Source organism: Aphanothece sacrum FPU1 (genome assembly GCF_003864295.1).
In the GTDB taxonomy this organism is placed as follows: Bacteria; Cyanobacteriota; Cyanobacteriia; order Cyanobacteriales; family Microcystaceae; genus Aphanothece_B; species Aphanothece_B sacrum.
On sequence record NZ_BDQK01000001.1, the window covers coordinates 245,611 to 267,826 of the forward strand.

Genomic DNA, 22,216 nt, shown 5'->3' on the forward strand with positions numbered 1-22,216 from the left:
AAAATCTATAAGCTAGACTTAATCAGGGATATAGCCCGTCGTCCTCGTCGATAATAGGCGCGTTTTTCGGGGCTTAATTGCATTAATGCCTGGGCTTCAACGGTAAATAAATCACAAGAGTCAACCCAATCTTTTCCATGAAGACCGATATAAAAGTTACTGTGTCTCCGTCGCATTTTCTTGTTTTTTCTGACTCTCCCCACATATTTTGCCAATCCTTTCTCTTTAATAATTTTTCCAGAAAATGTTGCCATTGAATAAGCTAGAGTAATCAATATAATTAAGGAAGTAAGGCGATGTCCTGTTAATTTCGTTCTTTCTAAATCATAACCACCTTTCTTAAAATCCCGAAACATTTCCTCAATACAAAATCTCTTTTTATAAGCGTCAATCGTCTCATCAATACTGGTTAAATTTGTGATAATAAACCAAGCTTCTTTTGTCTCTATTCCTCTATACTTCTTTTTCCATTTCGCCACTATATTACTGCCTATAAATCCTTTTGTTTTCGTAACTTTAACTCCTTGATAAAATAAAGACATTCCTGAAGATAATCCTAAATCTTTTAGTCGCGTCCACATTTCCTTTTCTACTTCAATATAGTTGCTTTTCTTCAATCTGAGTGCATAATAAACTCTTTTTTGTCCATGTAACCATTTTGCTAGTTCAACTGAGCAGAATTCTCTATCCCCTAAGACAACTATTTTATATTCTTTTAGAAAGAGTAATATTCGGGCTAATATACTTTTCTGTGTGTCAAAGTTACTATTACCGATGTGATCTAGCAACTCAAAATATAAGGGAATTCCTCTATTATCAATTACCAGACTTACCATCAAAATATTAATCAACCCCCATTGGGTTCTATCTATGGCAATATGTAAGACATCTCCTGTACTAAATGATTGCTTTAACCACTGTTTTATGATAGGTATCCATACTCCTTCAATTGTCAAACAAGGAATCTCGAAAAACCGTTTTAACTTTTTTCTCTTACTTTCAAATAAAATGGGACTGGGAAAATAACTAGCTAACTCATAAAACCTAATTTTCCTATATACTTGCACTAATTCTATCATGATTAACAGTATTAAATATTCCGATTTTTTCAGATACTTTGTTAAATGGTTGTTATAAATTTCTGGTAACATTTTGGGTTTAGACGGCGATCGCTAAAAAAAGAACATTTTCTTTTTACCATGTTTTGCTCTTTTCGTCATCTGGTAAGGCTTTCAGGGTTTCATGTCCCCACGCCAGATTTAAGAAATTAACAGTTTTATCTGTTCGTTTTAAAATGGGTTGATTTGCTGTAAAGAAACCTAAATTATCATTGAAATAACCATTAAAATATTCTGCATTTAAGCCAATGTCATTATCAGCAATGATAAGGTTTGCACTGGTTTGAGTCCCTAAATTTGCACCACCAGTGGGGTTAGAAAGCACCATATTTATACTTTCATCTCCCTCTCTGGTCAAGTCATTTTGAATGGGAATATTAACCGTTTTCGTCTGTTGTCCTGAAGCAAAAGTAACTACAATGGGTGAATTATTATAATCATTTGGTGCTGTTGCCGTGCCATTATTTAGGTTAATAGTAACACTAACTTCACCGTTACTATTTCCTGCACGATTGATAGTAACAGCAGTAATAGGTGTACCGTCTTCATTAACCGTAAATTGCGGTGAACTAAAGGAGAAAGTACCTGAATTAATATCATCATTGGTAATAATGCTATTAACTGCTGTGGTGGTTCCCCGATTATAATTAGCACTAGAAACCAAGGTTAAATTGACTGTTTCATCAGCTTCAAACATACTATCTACTGTTGGGTCAAGGGTTAAAATTGCTGTATCAGAACCTGCAGCAAAGGTAATACTTCCACTTGTTCCATTAAAACTTGCTGCCCCACTTTGGATATAGTCATTATTAAATATTCCTGTTCCACCGACATTAAAATTAACGGTTAAAGGGCTAACTGTATTACCCGTCCGTATAAACGTATAAACAAGATTAGTTAGACCATCTTCTGTCACACTATCAGGAGAAACTACTAAAGAAATCGTCGGCAAATCATTATCAACAATTGTTAAATTAGCTGTATTTTGACCACCTAAAGTTGCGCCACCTGTCGGATTAGTTAAGCTTAATTTTAGGGTTTCATCACCTTCATAAATACTGTCATTAACAATAGGAATAGTAACGGTTTTACTGGTTTCTCGATGGGCAAAATTAACGACAATGGGGGTATTGCCATAGTCATTAGGTGCAGTAGCAGTGTCATCGCTTAAATTGAGGGTAGCACTAACTGCCCCATCACTGCCATCTGTACGAATAATGGTTACTGTAACAATGGGGGTTCCATCTTCTGTGATACTGTAGTTAGTGGCACTAAACGCTAAAATACCCGGAAGAGGAATTTCATTATCAACAATAGTTAGACTGGCTGTATTTTGTGAACCTAAAACTGCACCATTAGTGGGATTAGTGAGAGTTAAGTTAATGGTTTCATCTAATTCAAATTCGCTATCATCAATGATGGGGATAATGACGGTTTGGCTAGTTTCTCCTTGAGCAAAGTTAACGATAATGGGAGTATTATTGTAATCTTCGGGAGAGATAGCTGTGCCATTATTAAGAGTGATGGTAGCACTAACTTCAGTTTGTACTGCACCACTACGAACGACAGTAACAGCAACAACGGGCGTACCATCTTCTATGACTCGAAATTGAGCATTACTAAAGGCTATTTCATCTTTAGCGGTGACAAAAGCATTGCTGTTAATATCTAAGCCTGTGACTCCTTCAATAAAGCCTATCAGTTCGTCGGGTTCAGTATTGGGTTTATCAACATAGATAGCGGTTCCTGAGATGTTATTAAAGGAGGCAGTTGTTAAGCGATAATTGCTTTTTGCTCCGTTGAGTTGGATAATGTCTTGAGTGGCGTTAAAATCGGTAATCCTTGCGTAATCAGTCGTTCCAGTTGTCGTATTATTGCGATCGTCATAATAAATATTAGCAGCATCCCCTAAAATAAAGGTATCTATGCTATTTCCTCCACTTAAAGTGTCTATCTCATTTAGTCCGGGGGTTAGTTTTTTGGCATTTACTCCTGAGAGTTTGTCATTACCATCACCCCCGCTAAGGCTATCATTCCCTTCACCCCCAATGAGAGTATCATTTCCTCCACTCCCATTGAGGTTATCGTTATATTGAGTGCCAGTAATATTAAATAGCTCAATATTAGAATAATTAAGTAATGTTGTGCTAGAATAAGAAGAGTAAATTTTACTTGAAGTATTAGTAATTCCATAATTATTAGTACTAATGCCTGAACCTGTTGCTGTGGTATAATCAGCAATTAAGGTATCTGTTCCTGTATTGCCATTAATTGTGCCACCCAACAGATAATTAGTAAACTTAAAGGTATCATTACCACTTCCTGTAGTAATTGTGCCAATTTTTTCAAAATTCTTAACTTCAGTGCCACTAATTCCTTGTAAATTAGTAGTCACTGATAAATCCAAATCAAAGGTTAAATTAGTGATAGCACTGCTTAAGTCTAGATTGACCGTATCAGTTCCTTTACCTCCATCTAAACTATCTCCTATTGTGCCATTAATGGTATCATCACCCGCAGCACCAATGAGAGTATCATTGCCAGCATAACCTGTCAGGCTGTCATTATATTGAGTCCCAGTAATATTAAATAATTCAATATTAGAATAATTAAGGAATGTACCACTGTTATAAGAAGAATAGATTCGACTTGAAGTATTAGTAATTCCATAATTATTAGTACTAATGCCTGAACCTGTTGCTGTGGTATAATCAGCAATTAAGGTATCTGTTCCTGTATTGCCATTAATTGTGCCACCCAACAGATAATTAGTAAACTTAAAGGTATCATTACCACTTCCTGTAGTAATTGTGCCAATTTTTTCAAAATTCTTAACTTCAGTGCCACTAATTCCTTGTAAATTAGTAGTCACTGATAAATCCAAATCAAAGGTTAAATTAGTGATAGCACTGCTTAAGTCTAGATTGACCGTATCAGTTCCTTTACCTCCATCTAAACTATCTCCTATTGTGCCATTAATGGTATCATCACCCGCAGCACCAATGAGAGTATCATTGCCAGCATAACCTGTCAGGCTGTCATTATATTGAGTCCCAGTAATATTAAATAATTCAATATTAGAATAATTAAGGAATGTACCACTGTTATAAGAAGAATAGATTCGACTTGAAGTATTAGTAATTCCATAATTATTAGTACTAATGCCTGAACCTGTTGCTGTGGTATAATCAGCAATTAAGGTATCTGTTCCTGTATTGCCATTAATTGTGCCACCCAACAGATAATTAGTAAACTTAAAGGTATCATTACCACTTCCTGTAGTAATTGTGCCAATTTTTTCAAAATTCTTAACTTCAGTGCCACTAATTCCTTGTAAATTAGTAGTCACTGATAAATCCAAATCAAAGGTTAAATTAGTCATAGCACTGCTTAAGTCTAGATTGACCGTATCAGTTCCTTCACCTCCATCTAAACTATCTCCTATTGTGCCATTAATGGTATCATCACCCGCAGCACCAATGAGAGTATCATTACCAGCATAACCTGTCAGGCTGTCATTATATTGAGTCCCGGTAATATTAAATAGCTCAATATTAGAATAATTAAGTAATGTTGTGCTAGAATAAGAAGAGTAAATTTTACTTGAAGTATTAGTAATTCCATAATTATTAGTACCAATCCCTGAAACTGTTGCTGTGGTACAATCAGCAATTAAGGTATCTGTTCCTGTGTTGCCATCAATTGAGCTATTCAACAGATAATTAGTAAACTTAAAGGTATCATTACCGCTTCCTGTTGTGACTGAAGATATTTTCTCGAAATTACTAATTTGAGTGTTACTATCGCCACTAAGTTGAGCATTTGCATTTGCCCAATCTAACACCCAATTGGTGCTAGTATTACTCAAGCTTAAAGTGAGAGTATCACTTCCCCCACCTGCATTAATTTTATAGCCTGTATTAGCAGAAAAAGAATCATTATATTGAGTGCCAGTAATATTAAATAGCTCAATATTAGAATAATTAAGTAATGTTGTGCTAGAATAAGAAGAGTAAATTTTACTTGAAGTATTAGTAATTCCATAATTATTAGTACCAATCCCTGAAACTGTTGCTGTGGTATAATCAGCAATTAAGGTATCTGTTCCTGTATTGCCATCAATTGTATCAACCCCCAAACCAGGATTAAGGATGTCATTACCATCCCCACCATCCAAAGTATCATTACCATCCCCACCATTTAAAATATCATCTCCTGCTAACCCGTTTAAACTATCATTTCCCCCTAACCCATCAATTACATCATCCCCAGAAGTTCCCGTAATCGTATCATTTCCAGCACTTCCCGCGAAATTCTGCATTTCGACCGCAATATTCACCCCATTAAAGCTAATAACCCCGTGATCATTCTCCGTCTTTAACTGCCCTAAATCAGTCTCACTCAGACTTTGCCCCATTACCAACGCCGAAAATATTGCCCCTTCATCCCCATCACTGTCATTACTGCCATTTAACACTACGTCTACATAATGGCCATATTCCTCTAAAATTAACCCTACTAAGGCATTGATTCCCCCTAACCCCCCTTGAGAAGGGGGAAATAATTGCAGTAAATACTCATAAGCTAGGTAAATTATGCCTGTATCGGCACTATAAGCCCCATTTGCCCCATTTAGCTCGGACTGATAGCGAATTTCTAGGGCAGGAAACCCAGCAAAATCACCGTTTAACCAAGCCGTCTGTAGGGTATCAGCTTGAGAGGTTGAGTTAAAAGCCAATGCCATTTTAGCGGCAAAATCAGGGTTATTAGCAAAGTTTTGTAATGTGGTTTGACTGAGTAAAAATGCCTGTTCTAAGACAGCCATGAGGGATGGCACAAGGGTTAAAGAATTGATGGTTAACAAGGAATTAGTCATTATGATAAATGATAATTTTTTTTAGAAGTCAAGCAAAAACAGAGGCTAAATTCAATGATTTTTCCTAAGAAAACTTATTATTAATACTCTTAATTTTTCATCTAGTTATTATAGTTTTTTTGTACGTAATTGACTAATATTAAGAATATTCTTACAAATCCTAAAAGTTTTTTTTGTTTTTGTCAAGTCCCAAAATGAATATTTTTGATACTGGCTCTACTTAACTAGGTCTTAAGTCTATAAAGGAATTAACCTAAAGCCTTAATTAGTCACTTTTATAAGAATTATAACCGCTAAATTTTTAGCGGTTATTGATATTTTTTGAATGCAAAAATTACCCAACCCAAAGTTGGTGATCATTGAACAACGTAATTACCCTAATCTACCCAGAAAATGTGGACAAAGGAAGTTGTACTTATTTGAGAGAGCTTCAAGTTATTAAAACACAAAACAAGACCAATGAGTGTCATCGTTATGTATAACTTAGTGTATAAGTTATACATAACAGTCAGCCCATAGGTTAAGACAGCCTAAATTTCTAAAATCTAATCAGAGAGCTTTAAAACAATTATGTGGATTGTCCAAGTTTAAAGTCAGAAAAACTGAAGCTATTGTCACTCATATTTTCTGCTCATTAAGAGCATGAGTGTCAATTAGAACTTATGAGAATTCAAGAAACTAGGTTCTACCGGACAAGTTATGCTAGATTATTACAAATAAGAGACCTTAACTCTAAAGGGTTAAGCTATACAAACAAAGGTTGCCTACGCAACCTATAATGAATGTCCACGAAGGTGGACTTCGTTTTTATAGGATAAGGCTTTAGCCTTTTATTAATTGTTAGTTTAGCATAGTAAGTCCGGTAGAACCATATTATGAAAACATTGAATCATAAAGTCTGCTCAATGAGTATTCTTTTTATATATAACTTAATATTTATACACAGAGGGTTTGTTGGGTTTCGTTCCTCAACCCAACCTACAAAAACGACAAAAACGACAAAAATTGTTTATAAATTAGTCATCACAGCTTGAGTAAATGCTTCAATACTCTCTAAAGGATGTTCTTGAATGCCTTGGTCACTGCGCAACCATAATAAATACTCCACATTACCTGCTGGCCCCGTAATCGGAGATTCAGTTAACCCGCCATAACCCCATCCTAACTGATAAGCTGTTTGTAATACCCTTTCAATGGCTTGAGCTTGATCTTTGCTATTGCGAACTACTCCCTTTTTACCAACCCGCGATCGCCCGACTTCAAACTGAGGTTTAATTAATAAAATAACCTCTTTAGGAACGGCTAAAAGATGCCACAAGGGTTCTAATACCTTCGTTAAGGAGATAAATGACACATCCATCACCCCTAAGTCAGCAAAAGCATCATCTCCATATAACTGTTCAGGGGTTAGATACCGAAAATTTGTTCGCTCTTTTAAGATCACCCTTTGATCTTGACGCAATGACCAGGCCACCTGTCCATAACCTACATCCACCCCATACACCCGTTTGGCCCCGGCTTGTAATAAACAATCGGTGAACCCCCCGGTAGAAATGCCCCCATCTAGGCAAATTCTCTCCGTTACGACTATATTAAACACCTTTAGGGCTTTTTCGAGCTTTTGTCCGCCACGAGAGACATAAGGGGGCTTTGCTTGTACTTGAATTTCGGCTGAAATATCGACTTCTGTACCCGGTTTATCAATAATTTGTTGATTAACTCTGACTTCTCCAGCGCGGATGAGACTTTGGGCCTGTTGACGAGAAGGACACAGGTTAAGTTCAACTAATAAAGTATCAAGACGTTGTTTAGGCAAAGATAGTTAATGGGGGTTGGGGGTTGGGGGTTAGGATTTTTTTTGTTGCATCATGAGTTTCCAATCTTCAATAATGCGTTGACGTTCCCTGGCGATCGCTAAGGCCCCATCAGGAACATTGCTAGTGACCACTGAACCGGCCGCTACGGTTACATCTTCCCCTAAGGTCACAGGGGCAACAAATACGCTATTTGCACCAGTTTTAGTGCGATCGCCGATAATTGTCTGATGTTTATTGACACCATCATAGTTAGCGGTAATGGTTCCGGCCCCCACATTAACCTGTTCTCCTAAGATAGCATCTCCTAAATAGGACAAGTGAGCGACATTACTCTTTTGTCCGACTTCTGACTTTTTAATTTCAACAAAATTACCAATACGACAAGATTCTTTAATATTAGCCTGACCCCGCAAATGAGCGTAAGGGCCGATACGACATTCAGTGGCCACCTGACTATCTGTAATTACTGAATACAGTACCGTCACCCTTTCTCCTAGTTGACTATTTTCAATGAGGGTTCCTGGGCCAATACGACTGCCTGCACCAATGGTAGTATTGCCCCGTAAATGGGTTTGAGGTTCAATGACGACATCTGTTTCTAATGTTACAGTATCATCAATAGTAATACTATCGGCATCGATCATAGTTATACCTGAGGCCATCCAATAATCCTTGATGCGGTCTTGTAAAATATCATTAGCAGTGGCTAATTGTTTGCGATCATTAATACCACTAATTTCGAGATAATCTTCTACATCTACTGCCATCACCGGGGTCAAAAATTTAACCACATCGGTTAAATAATATTCTTTTTGGTCGTTATCTGCCGAAAGTTTAGGTAAAATTTGAGCCAGTTTTGGCCAATTAAAACAGTAAATTCCTCCATTAATACGGTGATTTTTCTTTTGGGCCGGATTACAATCTCGATCTTCTACAATTTGGGTAACTTGGTTATTAGTATCACAAAAAACCCGCCCATAACCTTTTGGATTGGGAATTTGGGCAGTTAGTACGGTAGCCGCATTGTGATTAGATTTATGGGTGTGAAGAAGGTTTTCTAGGGTTTCTGGACGCAATAGAGGAACATCCCCATTTAAGACTAATAAATCTCCGTCAAAATCTTGTAAATGGGGTAGTAGTTGTTGAACTGCGTGGCCGGTTCCTAACTGTTCTGGTTGTTCTACAAATTCTAATGAGTTTATATGGGTTAAAGCTTCTTGTACTTGTTGTCCTTGATAACCCACAATAATCAGTTGTCGGGATGGTGTGAGAGACTCACAACTTTTAAGTACCCGTTCAACGAGCGATCGCCCTCCTAGTGTATGTAACACTTTAGGAAGGGTTGATTTCATTCTCGTTCCTCGTCCTGCTGCCAGAATTGCTACCGCTACCATTGCTTTAAATCCATCAATGATTCCCCAGTGGAGTATATCGCGTCTTGCCCCCTTTTGGATAGATTTATCTTATATTAATGCTGAAACCTTGAAAGGTTCAGCTATAAAAGCGAAGCCTGTCTTCACAGGCAGCAATTATTTGTTAATATTAAATATTAATTTAAAGAGCCTACCAACGGGAGGCTTCGTTCCTATAGCCTTAGCCTTTAGGCTAAAGGAATTTTCAAGAATTTTTGGGTTAACTTATTTTTGTTCGATAAACTCAACAAATCTTTGCACTAAAAGAGGATTTCGCCAACCTTTTTGGGCTTCTTCTGTCATAATATTCAAAGCGTCGGAAGGATTGAGAGCCTGTTTATAAGGTCTTTGGCTAGTCAGTGCATCATAAATATCGAGAATTTGAAACACTTGAGCTAACCAAGGAATATTATTTCCCACTAAGCCATCAGGATAGCCCGTTCCGTCCCAACGTTCATGATGGTGGCGAATAATTTGGGCAATACCTCTACGATTTTGCATGGGGCGACAAATTTCTTCCCCGATCAAAACGTGCTGTTTAATAAGTTCTCTTTCAGCTTCATCAAGCTGTTCCTTTTTGAGCATAATAGCATCAGGAATAACCACAGTACCGATATCATGGAGATGAGCAGCTAAAATTAAATCATTAATTTCCACAGGGTTAAGGTTTAAATATTGTCCAAAACTTTGAGCTAATTGATCAACTCTGGCACAGGAAGTTCCTTCTTGAGAATAGCGTTTATCGATGGCTTGGGCAATAAGAAATAAGACTTGCTGCATCTGTGCTAGCCATTCGTAAAGCCGTTTTCGCTGCACTAACAGTTGAACTTCTGGTAAGAGAAGCATTTGTTCTAAGGGTTTGCTAAAAAAAGCATCGGCCGAGACTTCCTTACTTTTAATACGGGAAGCATTATCATCAGAAACGGTCATCAAAATTACTGGAATAGCGCGGGTTCGCTGATCCTCCTTAATCTTTTGACAGATATCAAAACCGTTGGTATGGGGCATTTTGATATCCATTAAAATTAAGTCAGGGAGGTTAGCCAGAACGAAGGAAAACACATCTGAAGTGCCATCATGGTCTGAGACTTGGTAGCCGTCTGATTCTAAGAGATCTACCGCCATCATACGGCTAAAAGAGTGGTCATCGACCACTAAGATTTTAGCTGGTTCAGAACTTCCAAAAATATCCACAGAATCTTGTTTAGTTGAATCTACTAGAAAGGTTAAGGGTAAAGCATTAATCTTGATTCTATTAATAGTTTAACTAATTTTTAGTATATGCAAAATTTAATTAAACTTAGGTTTTTAGGCAACTTTAATCACTTTTATCTCTTGTCTTGATCCAGCGTTTTTTCCAATGACTCGAAGGTTCTAAAGAACTCTCTTGCTGTTCCTTTTCTCGTCTATTATGAATCATAATGGCTGTGTCTTCTAGTTGAGGATCTCTATAAGGTATAGCGGCCCGAGTTTGTAAGTGTTCCCATTCTTGTTCAGAAAGGGCTAGATGGTCTTGATTTTTCCAACTGGCGAGGGTTCCTGGAGATCGCCTTCCCACCCCTCTAGTAGCTTCTAAGCTTAACCCTGTTAATTGTAAAGCTTTTCGGATACAAGCAGCACAAGAATAAGTCGCTAAGTATCCATCGGGTTTTAAACATTGGGCGACTAAAGCTATAAATTCTACTGTCCACAGTTGGGGACATTTAGGGGGGGAAAAGGGGTCTAAAAAGATAGCGTCGGCTTTAAATCCTGAATTCACCAGTGCTTTTAAGCTAATTCTAGCATCTTCTACCCATAGTTTAGCAGTTAAGGGATAAAGGGAACTAGAAGATTGAATATAATGGCTTTGGGCTAAGGTTTCTAAATATGATGGAACAGGGGCCGGCCAATGAGTTAATAATTGGTGAAAAATGGCTTGACGGGAGACAGTTTCATCCTTTTCTAAGGCCATTAATTTTACCTGACAATTCGGGTTAACTGACCAAATTGTAGCTAATGCCGCAGAACTATTGTAACCGAGTCCGTAACAAATATCAAGAATTTTTAAGGAAGATTTAATCTGGGCTTTATTTTTTAATTGACAGGGTTCGACAAACTTATATTCAGCTTCTTGTTTTGCACCAGAATGGGAGTGATAAAGTTCCTCAAATTCTTGGGAAAAAAAGGTATAAGAACCATCGTCAGTGGGTTTTAGGGTGGGGGACGAGGGGTGATGAGGTGACGGGGTAATGGGGTGATGAGAGGGGAAATTGTGGCTAGACATGAAGAATTAGGTTAAGATTTTAATCTCATAATAAACTTAAGGTAATCATACTAAAGGAGATGGGATGGTCAAAAAAATCCTTTCTACTGAAAAAATTCGCCGTATTATAACTCGTCTAGCTTCTCAAGTTATCGAAAAGTCGGGAGATCTTTCTGACCTAGTTTTACTAGGAATTTATACTAAAGGTGTTCCGTTAGCGAATTTATTAGCTCAACAAATTGAAGTCTTAGAAAATGTTAAAGTTCCAGTAGGGGCTATTGATGTTACTTTTTATAGAGATGATCTCGATCGCATTAAAACCCGTACTCCAGCTAAGACAAAAATTTCTTTTGATTTAACAGGAAAAACTGTTGTTTTAGTGGATGATGTTATTTATAAAGGGCGAACTATTCGGGCCGCCTTAAATGCGGTTAGTGAATATGGAAGACCTCAATTAATTCGTTTATTAGTATTAGTTGATCGGGGTCATCGAGAGTTACCTATCCATCCTGATTTTATTGGAAAAAAACTGCCCACTGCTTCCGAAGAACAGGTTAAAGTTTATTTTCAGGCAACTGATGGTAGGGATGCGGTCGAGTTAAGTTGAGTAAATCAAGGAATAATTATCTAATGAGTGTGGAAATTATCTGTGTGGGAACGGAATTATTGTTAGGAGATATTCTTAATAGTAATGTTCAATTTTTGGCAAAACAATTAGCCAGTTTAGGCATTCCTCATTATTATCAAACAGTAGTAGGAGATAATCCTACCCGCTTACAAGAAATCATTAAAATTGCTAGTCAACGGGCTTCTATTTTACTGTTTACTGGAGGTTTAGGGCCAACTCCTGATGATTTAACCACAGAAACTATTGCTCAATTTTTTCAAACTCCCTTGATAGAAAAGCCAGAAATTATTGAGGATATTAGACAAAAGTTTGCTCAACGGGGAAGAATAATGACGGATAATAACCGTAAACAGGCGTTAATTCCCCAAGGTGCCGATATTTTACCTAATCCTAGCGGAACTGCCCCAGGCATGATCTGGCAACCTCTTTCTAATTTAACCATTATGACCTTCCCTGGAGTCCCCTCAGAAATGAAACGGATGTGGGCAGAAACGGCGGTTCCGTACCTGAAAAGCCAAGGTTGGGGACAAGAAGTCATTTATAGCCGCATGTTGCGTTTTAGGGGCATTGGTGAGTCAGGTTTAGCCGCCAAGGTTAATCATTTATTCGCCTCAACTAATCCGATGGTAGCTCCTTATGCGTCTTTAGGGGAAGTACGTTTACGGGTATCGACCAAAGCAGCGTCAGAAGCAGAAGCAATGACTATCATTGAACCTGTTGCCCAAGAAATCAAAAAAATCGCCGGATTAGACTATTTTGGGCAAGATGATGACACTCTTGCTGAAGTAGTTGGCAAATTATTACGCGATCGCCAAGAGAATGTATCTGTGGCTGAATCTTGTACTGGTGGGGGTTTAGGGGCGATGTTTACGACTATTGCGGGCAGTTCTGATTATTTTCTGGGGGGCGTTATTGCTTATGATAATCAGATTAAAATTGCGCTTTTAGGAGTAAATGCCGAGGATTTAAAGAAATATGGGGCAGTGAGTGAAGTGATCGCCCAACAGATGGCTTTAGGGGTAAAACAACGGTTAGGGACATCTTGGGGTTTAAGTATAACCGGAATTGCTGGCCCTGGAGGCGCAACAGACAATAAACCTGTAGGATTAGTTTATATCAGTATAGCATCTCCTGATGGCAATGTAAAGACTATTGAATCTCGGTTTGGAGAAACCCGCGATCGTGATAGCATTCGTTTTCTAAGTGGGTGTACTGCTTTAGATGAATTACGACGCAAATTATTAAATAGGTAGTCATAAATATGGTTCTACCGAACTTATTATGGTAAATTAACTAAGCTTTGTTAACACAAATTATTTCTTTAGGGTTAATTTTTTGCCGATATCCTCAAGGATATGGCTACACAAACAAAGCCTGTCTTCACGGGCTAAAATATTAATATTCTTAAGCTGCGAAGGCAGCTTTTGTTTTTATAACTTCAGGTTTTAACCTGTAAGCTAACATATCCTCAAGGATATGGCTAGAGAAACCAAGCCCGTCTTCACGGGCTAACATATTGATATGATTAAGCTAGGAAGGTAGCTTTTGTTTTTATAACTTCAGGTTTCAACCTGTAAGTTAAGAAATGTAAATCAGAGTTAACCAATTATTGTTATTTGGGTATTTTGAGGGCAGATGAATTAATTCTAAAAATGCAGCGAAACTTTACCCAATTATACATTCATTGTGTCTGGGGAACTTGGGATAGATTACCTTTAATAACCCCTGATATTAAAGAAATTATTTATGCAGCTATTATTAGACAATGTAGACACCTTAATTGTACAGTAATTGCCATTGGAGGGGTTGCTGATCATATTCATCTGTTAACAAGTTTTGCCCCAACTTTAACTATTTCTAAACTTATTGGTGAAGCAAAAGGCAGTTCATCTCATCTTATTACTCATGAAATTAAACCCAATGAATTTTTTAAATGGCAAGGAGGATATGGAGTGTTTACCGTGAGTCATCGAAATTTGGAAGACGTGGCTAATTATATTAAAAACCAACCGCAACATCATCAACAAAAACAATTAATTTCTGATTGGGAAATGCAATGATTTTATATCCTAAAGGGTGAAGCTAAATAAACCAAGCCCGTCTTCACGGGCTAAAATATTAATATTCTTAAGCTGCGAAGGCAGCTTTTGTTTTTATAGCTTCAGGTTTTAACCTGTAAGATCAAACACCCCTTTAGGGTGAAGCTACACAAACCAAGCCCGTCTTCACGGGCTAAAATATTAATATTCTTAAGCTGCGAAGGCAGCTTTTGTTTTTATAACTTCAGGTTTTAACCTGTAAGATCAAACACCCCTAAAGGGTGAAGCTATACAAAACAAGCCCGTTTTCACGGGCTAAAATATTAATATTCTTAAGCTGCGAAGGCAGCTTTTGTTTTTATAGCTTCAGGTTTTAACCTGTAAGTTAACATATCCTCAAGGATATGGCTAGAGAAACCAAGCCCGTCTTCACGGGCTAAAATGTTGATATTCTTAAGCTGGGAAATCAATTATTAATCTTAGATTGTTTATGTTTAAAAAAATTATGTAAGAGATCTAATAAATCTTTATCTAAATAGGGTTTTGTGAGATAATCAGTTGCCCCTAGTGATATAGCTAATTCACGGTACTGTTTACTATTACGAGAAGTTAGCATAATAATGGGGAAAGAATCACCTTTTAACTGACGACAACGAGTCAAAAATTCTAACCCATTCATTCGAGGCATTTCAATATCACAAATAACAGCCCCAATATTAAATTCATATTCTATTTGTAGCATTCCTTCCCACCCATCTTTAGCTAAAAATACTTCATACCCTGCTTTTTCTAAAGTGATTGCTAATGTTTGTCGAATAGTCAAAGAATCATCAATAATCAAAATTTTAGGCAGAGTAGAAACATAAATATCAGAAGGTTTTTTAACAAAAGTATCCTCTGTCTCTGAATGGCGAAACCATTGTTCTAGAATCGCTTGTCCTTCAATAACTGGAACTAAACGACCATCGCCTAAAATGGTACAACCCGATAAATAAGAGGGAGATTTAATCGCTTCATTAAAAGGCTTGATCACTAAATCTTGTTCCATGACAATTTTATCAATTTTGAGAGCAATAGTTCGTTTTTTATCAGATAATAATAATAAAGTTATTTTGATAGATTTTTGCTGATTATTTTTAGGAATAAGTTGATGAGTTTTCAGTTTTCCAGATAACAAAGAGTAGAGAGGAATTAATTTCCCTTGGCATCGATAAAATACGTCATCATTTTGAATTTTGAGATCTCGCTGAGCAACTACTGTTAATGATAATAAAGAAGTTTCTGCAATTGCAAATAAAGAACTGTGTACTTTAAAAACCAATAGTTTACTAATAGTCAATGTCAAGGGTAAACGGAGTGTAAATGTTGTACCTTCTCCTGGTTCAGAGGTTATACTTAGGGTTCCTTGTAAGATTTGGATTTGTTGATGAACAGCAGATAATCCCATACCTCTCCCTGACAAATGACTAAGTTGAGAAGCAGTGGATAAACCAGGAAAAAATAAATACTCATATAATCGTTTTTTAGAGATAGTTGTTACTTCAGTTTCTGATAATAAATTCATCTTAATTATTGAAGATCGTAGCTTATCTAAATTAATACCTTGACCATCATCTTTAACCTCAAGATAAGTATGATTACCATTATAATAAGTCGAAATAGTAATCGTTCCTCTGGGGGATTTTCCTTGAGATTGACGAATAGAAGGGGATTCAATGCCATGATCGAAAGCATTACGAATAAGGTGAACTAAGGGTTCATAAAGTTTATCTAAAATTGCTTTATCAATTAATGTGTTAGTTCCTTCTAATTGAAGATTAACTTCTTTATTTTCTTGGGCTGATAAATCTCGTATCATACGAGGAAAAAGATTCAGAAGGTGTCCTACAGATATCATTTGAGTTTGTTGTAGGTTTATTTGAACTTGTTTTAGAGTTTTTTGTCGCTGTCTAAGAATTTGTTGAAATCCTTGATTTAATAAAGCAAAATCTTGAATTCCTTCTTTAATTTGTGCGAGATCTTCTATCATTATTCTTAGAGATTTCGGTAACTCTTTATAAGAATTACGGGTTAATTCTTGAAAGCGAGAAAAACGCTGTGTTAAATTTTCTAAGGTTTCTTGATGTTCTTGATTATGTAATAAAAAACGGTTATCTTGAGTGACTAAATCTTCGACTAAATTATTCAATCTTCTGAGATATTTAACATCAACTCTCATTTCTAACGTAGGAGAAGATGAATCTGTGATCGCTTCATAATGAAATGTTTGATATTCATTATCTTTCTGTATTTTTATTTCTTCATTTCCTATTATTTTTCCGTTGCTTTCAGTTTTGGGGTTAATTGGTTGAGATAATATTGGAGATTTAGTAAAATTGATTAATGATTGAGACGGACTTATTTCTGAAATATTATTTCCCGATAAAACAGCAATTTGAGTAGACCGTAATTCTTCTAACGCTAATTGACCTATTTCTTTTACCGCTTCAGGATGAAATTTTAAGGCTTTAAGAATGGCTTTTGTAATAGCAACAAAACCAGAAAAGTTAATTAATTCACCTAATCCTTGAAAAATTTCAATTTGGGCTTTTAATCCTTCTAAAATGAAGGATTGATTAGGATGTTGTAAGATAGTTTCTAAACGATTAATTCCTTCTTTAACTTCTTCTGAAAATAGAAAATCTGTAAGATTTTTCTGTTTTTGTTGTTGAGATTTTGGCAAATTTGTTAATGGTCTTTCTGTTGCTAATTTAGCCTCAACTTGAGATATAATATATTTAATTTTTTGAATTGCAGCTTCTCCCTGATGGCTTCCTGTCCGTATTTCTGATTCTAGTGTAAAACGGAAACAATCATAAGCATTGAGTAATAAATCTTCTAATTCGAGATCAATAACGGGTTTATGTTCATAAATAATCTTGAAAATTGTTTCTAATTCATGGGCTAATTCTTGAATTTGGGTTAACCCAATACAAGCAGCCCCTCCTTTAATTGAATGAGCAATTCGTATAAGATCATAAATTTTTAAAAGATTAGGATCACAACGAAGTTCTAATAAACCATGTTCTAACTCCTGTAATCGTTCAGGGGCTTCTTGTATAAAAAAGTTATAAGATTCTGGAGAGTGAAAATCGGAAACCATTATTAGTATAACTCACAAGTTTAGGAATGTAGTAGGGGCAAAACACATTCTGTTTTGCCAGTATGGGAGTTAAGTAGCTGGTCATAAATAAACGAATGTTTGTAGTAGGTTCCCTAAAGGGCTTGAAAGCTTTGTATAAGGAAAGCTAAAGCCTTCACTAGCAACTTTTCTAACCTACCTGACGATGATCATAACTAACGCACTTTAAACTGTGCCACACTCTTATGCAGTGCTTGTGCCACCCTTAATAAGGTCTCAAAAGATTCTGCTTGTTTTACAGAACGTTCTGAGGTTTTTTGAGCAATGGTGTCTACCGCTTGCATGGTACTCGAAACCGAGGCCGAGGTTTCTGCTTGAACTGTTGCTGCTTGGGCGATTTCTTCTACTAAATCTCGAATTTGTTCGCTAACCTGAGCAATAGAGGTGAGTTTTTGTCGGGTTATTTCTACTAATTCAGTTCCAGAAATTACCTGTTCTCGTCCTGCTTCCATGGCAGTAATCACTTGTTTGGTTTCTGTTTGAATTTCTTCAACCATTTCCTCAATCTCTTCTGCTGCGGCTGTTGATCGTTCTGAAAGGGAACGAACTTCATTGGCCACTACGGCAAACCCTTGTCCGTCTTGAGACAGTTCGTTGGCTTCAATGGAAGCATTTAAGGCTAATACTTGGGTTTGACTGGCTAAATCTCTAATTAAACTGACCACACGGGAAATCTTTTGAGACGCTTCTCCTAACCGTTTGAGTTTTTCGGAGGTTTCTTCTACGGTATTTTGAATGGCTAAAATGCTCTCTACCGTCAGATTCATGGCCTCATCCCCTTCTTTAACACTTTGATCGGCTTGTTCAACTTTTAACTTGGCTTGTTGGGCATTGGCCGCTACACTTTGAATAGAATCAGCCATCCCTTGACTTTGGGTCAGGGCTGTTGTAATCACTGCTGAAGCTTCTTGGGCCTCAGCCGCAAGACTTTTAATGTCTTGCGCACTATGATTGGCCGTTTGAGTAACTGCATGAGAAGCTGATTGGACTTGTAAGACAAGACGCTGTAAATTCTCCAGGGTTTTGTTGATAAATTGGGCAACTCGACCGATTTCTCCCTCAAATGCAGTGCTACGAACTGTTAAGTCCCCTTTAAACGCCCCATTAACATCTTTTAATAAAGTATCAAGTTGATGTTGAATTGCTTCTTTTTGTTGTCGTTGTTCTTGGGAAGCAGTTTCTGCTATTTGACGGGCTTGTTGGAGTTGTTCGATGTAGGTGATGTGATCTAGGGCATATTCGGTTTGGGTAGCTAACTCAGAGAAAAAGTCGATATCTGATTTTTTCCAGACCCTCGGTTTTGAACAATGATGGGCAATAATTAAGCCAAATAGTTCATTATTTTTACGCAGTGGGGCAACTAAATTGGCTTTAACTCCATATTGTTCTAAAGTACGAATATGACAATCTGTTAAACCTGGTTCATTATGAATGTCATTAATGGCCCTTACCCGACCATTGCGGTACAAATCTATATAGCGACCCCGAAAACAAGGATCGTCAATGGTTTGGCTTAACACTTTAGCAAATCCTTCTCCGATGGATTCGGCGATCATTGTGCCACTCCAATCAGCATTAAAGCGATAAATTAATACCCTATCGGTGTTTAAGGTTTTTCTTGCCCCTTCCACGGTACTGGTGAGAATATCTTGCATACTCAAAGAACGACGGGCGCGGAAGGAAATATCCCCAAATAAACGGGCTTGTCCGGCTGTTTCTTGAATTTTTTCGATAAAACTCAAATGATCGATCGCATATTCGACTTGGGTGGCCACTTGAGAGAGAAAATCAATGTCTGTTTTTTCCCAAAATTTGGCTTCTGAACAGTGATGGGCAATAAGTAACCCAAATAACTCTCCATTTTGACGGAGAGGGGCAACAATATTCGCTTTGACTTCATATTTTTCCAGTGTCCGAATATGACAATCACTTAATCCTGGCTCATTATAAATGTCATTGATGGCTTTGACTCGTCCTTTTTTGTACGCTTCAACATATTGACTACGAAAACAAGGATCATCAATTGTTTGGGCTAGGACTTTAGGAAAACCATCAGCTACTGATTCGGCAATCATCGTACCACTCCAGTCAGCATTGAAGTGATAAATTAATACGCGATCAGTTTTTAATATTTTGCGGGTTCCTTGAACAGTGGCTTGAAAAATTTCCTGTAAATTCAAGGATTGACGGGCGCGGAAAGCAATTTCTCCAAAAAACCATGCTCTTTGGGCCCCAGCTTGCTGTTGATTGATAAAGCTTATGTAATCTAGAGAATATTCAGCTTCGGTAGCTAATTGAGAGAGAAAATCAAGTTCCCAAGGTTCCCAGTGATGAGAATCAGCACAATGATGGGCAATCAATAAGCCGTAAAGTTTCTCATTTTTACGCAAAGGAACTACCAGATTAGCCCGTACTTTATACTTTTCTAATAGGTTAATATGACAATCAGTCATCCCTGGTTCGGTATAGATATCATTAATGGCCCGAATGCGACCTTCTTGATATTGGGCTGCATTACGTTTTTCAAAACAAGGATCGATAATAGTTTCACTCAGAACAGAAGGAAATCCCGACCCCACAGATTCGGCAATCATCGTCCCACTCCAATCGGGATTAAATTTATAGACAACCACACGATCTGCTTTCATAATGTCTCTGGCCCCTTCTACTGTGGTATTAAATAAAACATTCAATTGGGGGGTTTGACGAGTGCGAAAGGCAATTGTACTAAAAAGTTGTCTTTGTCTGGTTTGTCTTTCTTTTTCCTGCAAAACGTGAATAAATTTCACATGATATTCAAGTTCGTTGGCTAATTGGGAAAGCACATCAATATCTTCTTTTTGCCATTGTTTTGGACCGGAACATTGATGGGCAATAAGTAATCCGTAGATTTTTTCCTCTCCACGAATCGGCACTACTAGATTAGCCCGTACTTTATATTTTTCTAAGAGGTTTATATAACAATCGGTCATCCCTGGTTCGGTATAGATATCGTTGATACCGCGAATACGACCACTTTGATATTGGGCTGCATGACGTTTCTCAAAACAGGGATCGAGAATGGTTTCACTAAGAATGGAGGGAAATCCTTCAGCAACAGATTCTGCTACCATAGTGCCACTCCAGTCTGGGTTAAACTGATAGACGGAGATCCGATCGGTTTTCAGGAGATCTCTAGCCCCTTCAACTGCTGTGTTAAATAACGTCTCTAAACTAGGGTTTTGACGAGTACGATAGGCAATACTGCTCAATAGTTGTCGTTGCTTGGTTTCTTGGTCTTTTTCCTGTAATATATGGATAAATTTGAGATGATATTCAAATTCAATGGCTAATTGAGAGAGAAAATCAATGTCTGTTTTTTGCCACTGTTTCGGCCCGGAACATTGATGGGTAATAAGTAAGCCATAAAGTTTTTCATCTCCACGAATCGGAACTACTAAATTAGCCCGTATTTTATACTTTTCTAACAGGTTAATATAACAAGAAGTCATCCCTGGTTCTGTATAGATGTCGTTGATGCCGCGAATACGACCACTTTGATATTGGGCTGCATGACGTTTCTCAAAACAGGGATCGAGAATGGTTTCACTAAGAACGGTGGGAAATCCCTCGGCGACAGATTCTGCCACCATTGTGCCACTCCAGTCTGGGTTAAACTTATAAACAACGACCCGATCTGTTTCGAGAATTTTTCGGGCTTCTTCAACGGTGATTTTATATAAAACCTCAAGACTTGCTTTTTCACGGATACGAAAGGCTAGGGTAGCAAATAATCTCTGTTGTTGGGTGGTGCGATTTTGATCTTGAGATACTCCACCCCAATGAGAGGATAAATGGTTAAGACGAGTTTCTAATTCCCCTAATTGATCTTTTGATGTTTCTATTTTATCGGGTTGGTTTTTATCTAAAGATTTAATAGTATTGAGTGCATTTTCTATCTGTTTTGAAGCCCTTTTCATCAAGAGAGTTGCGGTTACTCCTGCGGCAACAGAAATAATTCCTGTTTCTAATACTAAGGTAAGGGGGGTTGTTTCCCAAACAGAATTTGCTAGGCCGATCAATAAAACAGGTAAAGAAGATCCCGCGATCGCGACATAAATTACTTGCTTTTTTAACCCTAGCGATCGCCATCCATTATAAACAGTAGAAAGATAACCTGATTGTGTTATTGGTGAATCTGACATCTCTTTTCCATTGACATCATTGTCTCCGTTATTAGTAGATATATTTAACCTATTTGATAGGGAATTTGGTTCATAATTCTGTTTCATAGCTCAATTAAACCCAAAATTGCTTATATTTGTTGATTATATTGAAAATTTAAGCCAAAAACAAACACTAATGAGAAATTTCCTTTTTCTTAAGTAACTCAAAAATTTTTTCTCCATCTAAGTGTAGCAATAATTCTCCTTTTTGCCCTTGCAGTTCTTTGTTCAAACAATGAGCAAGTTCCCAAGGAATCGATTTAATTACTATTTCTGGTGGGTTGACATCCTTCTCCCTGACCAATTGTCCGACTTGATGAACAGCTAACCCCACAACTTTGTTGTGTTGATGGATGATAATTATATTATAGGGATTATAATAGCTTTCTTTCAAGGAAGGGGAAAGGGTTAGAAGAGAGGCAAAATCTATGATCCATAAAACTTCCCCCCGACGATTACACACTCCCATGACTGACGAGAAAACACCATAAATCGGGATAATTTGATTGGGAGTAATTCTGATGATTTCACTGACGAGATCAGTCGATAACATGGACTGAATCTCTGGGGTTAAGTGAAATGACAGAAATTCATAATGTCGTTTTTGTTGAAGCTTCATATTTAATCACGTTGTTATAATACTTAGTCTAACTTTCTTTTTAGTCTCAATATGTAGTATGCTGGTAGAATCACTTATT

12 protein-coding genes are annotated in these 22,216 nt (G+C 37.2%); 3 read left to right on the forward strand and 9 right to left on the reverse strand.

All coding sequences use genetic code 11. From position 1 onward, the window contains the following. Nucleotides 1-5: 5 nt before the first annotated feature. The 6 genes from AsFPU1_RS01070 to AsFPU1_RS01095 form a co-directional block, all read right to left on the reverse strand. A complete protein-coding gene (locus tag AsFPU1_RS01070) occupies nucleotides 6-1,151 on the reverse strand; it encodes an IS4 family transposase (protein ID WP_124969650.1) in 1,146 nt (381 codons plus the stop codon). Nucleotides 1,152-1,194: 43 nt separating this feature from the next. Further along, on the reverse strand, nucleotides 1,195-5,994 hold the full coding sequence (locus AsFPU1_RS01075; RefSeq protein WP_124969871.1) for a beta strand repeat-containing protein: 4,800 nt from the start codon (nucleotides 5,992-5,994) through the stop codon (nucleotides 1,195-1,197). Nucleotides 5,995-7,003: 1,009 nt separating this feature from the next. Continuing rightward, nucleotides 7,004-7,810, reverse strand: a complete 807-nt coding sequence (locus AsFPU1_RS01080) for a TlyA family RNA methyltransferase (protein WP_124969873.1) — start codon at nucleotides 7,808-7,810, stop codon at nucleotides 7,004-7,006. A gap of 30 nt (nucleotides 7,811-7,840) precedes the next feature. Further along, nucleotides 7,841-9,205 (reverse strand): bifunctional UDP-N-acetylglucosamine diphosphorylase/glucosamine-1-phosphate N-acetyltransferase GlmU, encoded by a 1,365-nt coding sequence (gene glmU, locus AsFPU1_RS01085; RefSeq protein ID WP_124969876.1) that lies wholly within the window; start codon nucleotides 9,203-9,205, stop codon nucleotides 7,841-7,843. 243 nt (nucleotides 9,206-9,448) lie between these two features. Further along, complete coding sequence (locus AsFPU1_RS01090) at nucleotides 9,449-10,417, reverse strand: HD domain-containing phosphohydrolase (RefSeq protein WP_124969879.1); 969 nt, start codon at nucleotides 10,415-10,417, stop codon at nucleotides 9,449-9,451. A 124-nt stretch (nucleotides 10,418-10,541) separates the two neighbouring features. Continuing rightward, on the reverse strand, nucleotides 10,542-11,486 hold the full coding sequence (locus tag AsFPU1_RS01095; protein WP_124969882.1) for a tRNA (5-methylaminomethyl-2-thiouridine)(34)-methyltransferase MnmD: 945 nt from the start codon (nucleotides 11,484-11,486) through the stop codon (nucleotides 10,542-10,544). A gap of 64 nt (nucleotides 11,487-11,550) precedes the next feature. On the opposite strand from AsFPU1_RS01095, the gene pyrR reads away from it, so the two are divergent. The 3 genes from pyrR (at nucleotide 11,551) to tnpA (ending at nucleotide 14,153) form a co-directional block, all read left to right on the forward strand. After that, nucleotides 11,551-12,072, forward strand: a complete 522-nt coding sequence (gene pyrR / locus AsFPU1_RS01100; RefSeq protein WP_124969885.1) for a bifunctional pyr operon transcriptional regulator/uracil phosphoribosyltransferase PyrR — start codon at nucleotides 11,551-11,553, stop codon at nucleotides 12,070-12,072. A 23-nt stretch (nucleotides 12,073-12,095) separates the two neighbouring features. Next, on the forward strand, nucleotides 12,096-13,346 hold the full coding sequence (locus AsFPU1_RS01105) for a competence/damage-inducible protein A (RefSeq protein ID WP_124969888.1): 1,251 nt from the start codon (nucleotides 12,096-12,098) through the stop codon (nucleotides 13,344-13,346). Between the two features lie 399 nt (nucleotides 13,347-13,745). Then, complete coding sequence (gene tnpA, locus AsFPU1_RS01110; protein WP_124969891.1) at nucleotides 13,746-14,153, forward strand: IS200/IS605 family transposase; 408 nt, start codon at nucleotides 13,746-13,748, stop codon at nucleotides 14,151-14,153. Nucleotides 14,154-14,598: 445 nt separating this feature from the next. Here tnpA and AsFPU1_RS01115 read toward each other — a convergent pair whose 3' ends face one another. The 3 genes from AsFPU1_RS01115 to AsFPU1_RS01125 all read right to left on the reverse strand — a co-directional run bounded on the left by AsFPU1_RS01115 (nucleotide 14,599) and on the right by AsFPU1_RS01125 (nucleotide 22,137). Then, the gene (locus tag AsFPU1_RS01115) at nucleotides 14,599-17,274 is read right to left on the reverse strand and encodes a hybrid sensor histidine kinase/response regulator (protein ID WP_124969894.1); all 2,676 of its coding nucleotides are present in this window, start codon (nucleotides 17,272-17,274) and stop codon (nucleotides 14,599-14,601) included. 194 nt (nucleotides 17,275-17,468) lie between these two features. Next, nucleotides 17,469-21,584 carry a GAF domain-containing protein gene (locus tag AsFPU1_RS01120; protein ID WP_124969897.1) on the reverse strand — a complete coding sequence of 1,372 codons (4,116 nt, stop codon included), beginning with the start codon at nucleotides 21,582-21,584 and terminating at the stop codon, nucleotides 17,469-17,471. A 67-nt stretch (nucleotides 21,585-21,651) separates the two neighbouring features. Continuing rightward, a complete protein-coding gene (locus tag AsFPU1_RS01125) occupies nucleotides 21,652-22,137 on the reverse strand; it encodes a chemotaxis protein CheW (RefSeq protein ID WP_124969900.1) in 486 nt (161 codons plus the stop codon). Between the last annotated feature and the right edge of the window lie 79 nt (nucleotides 22,138-22,216).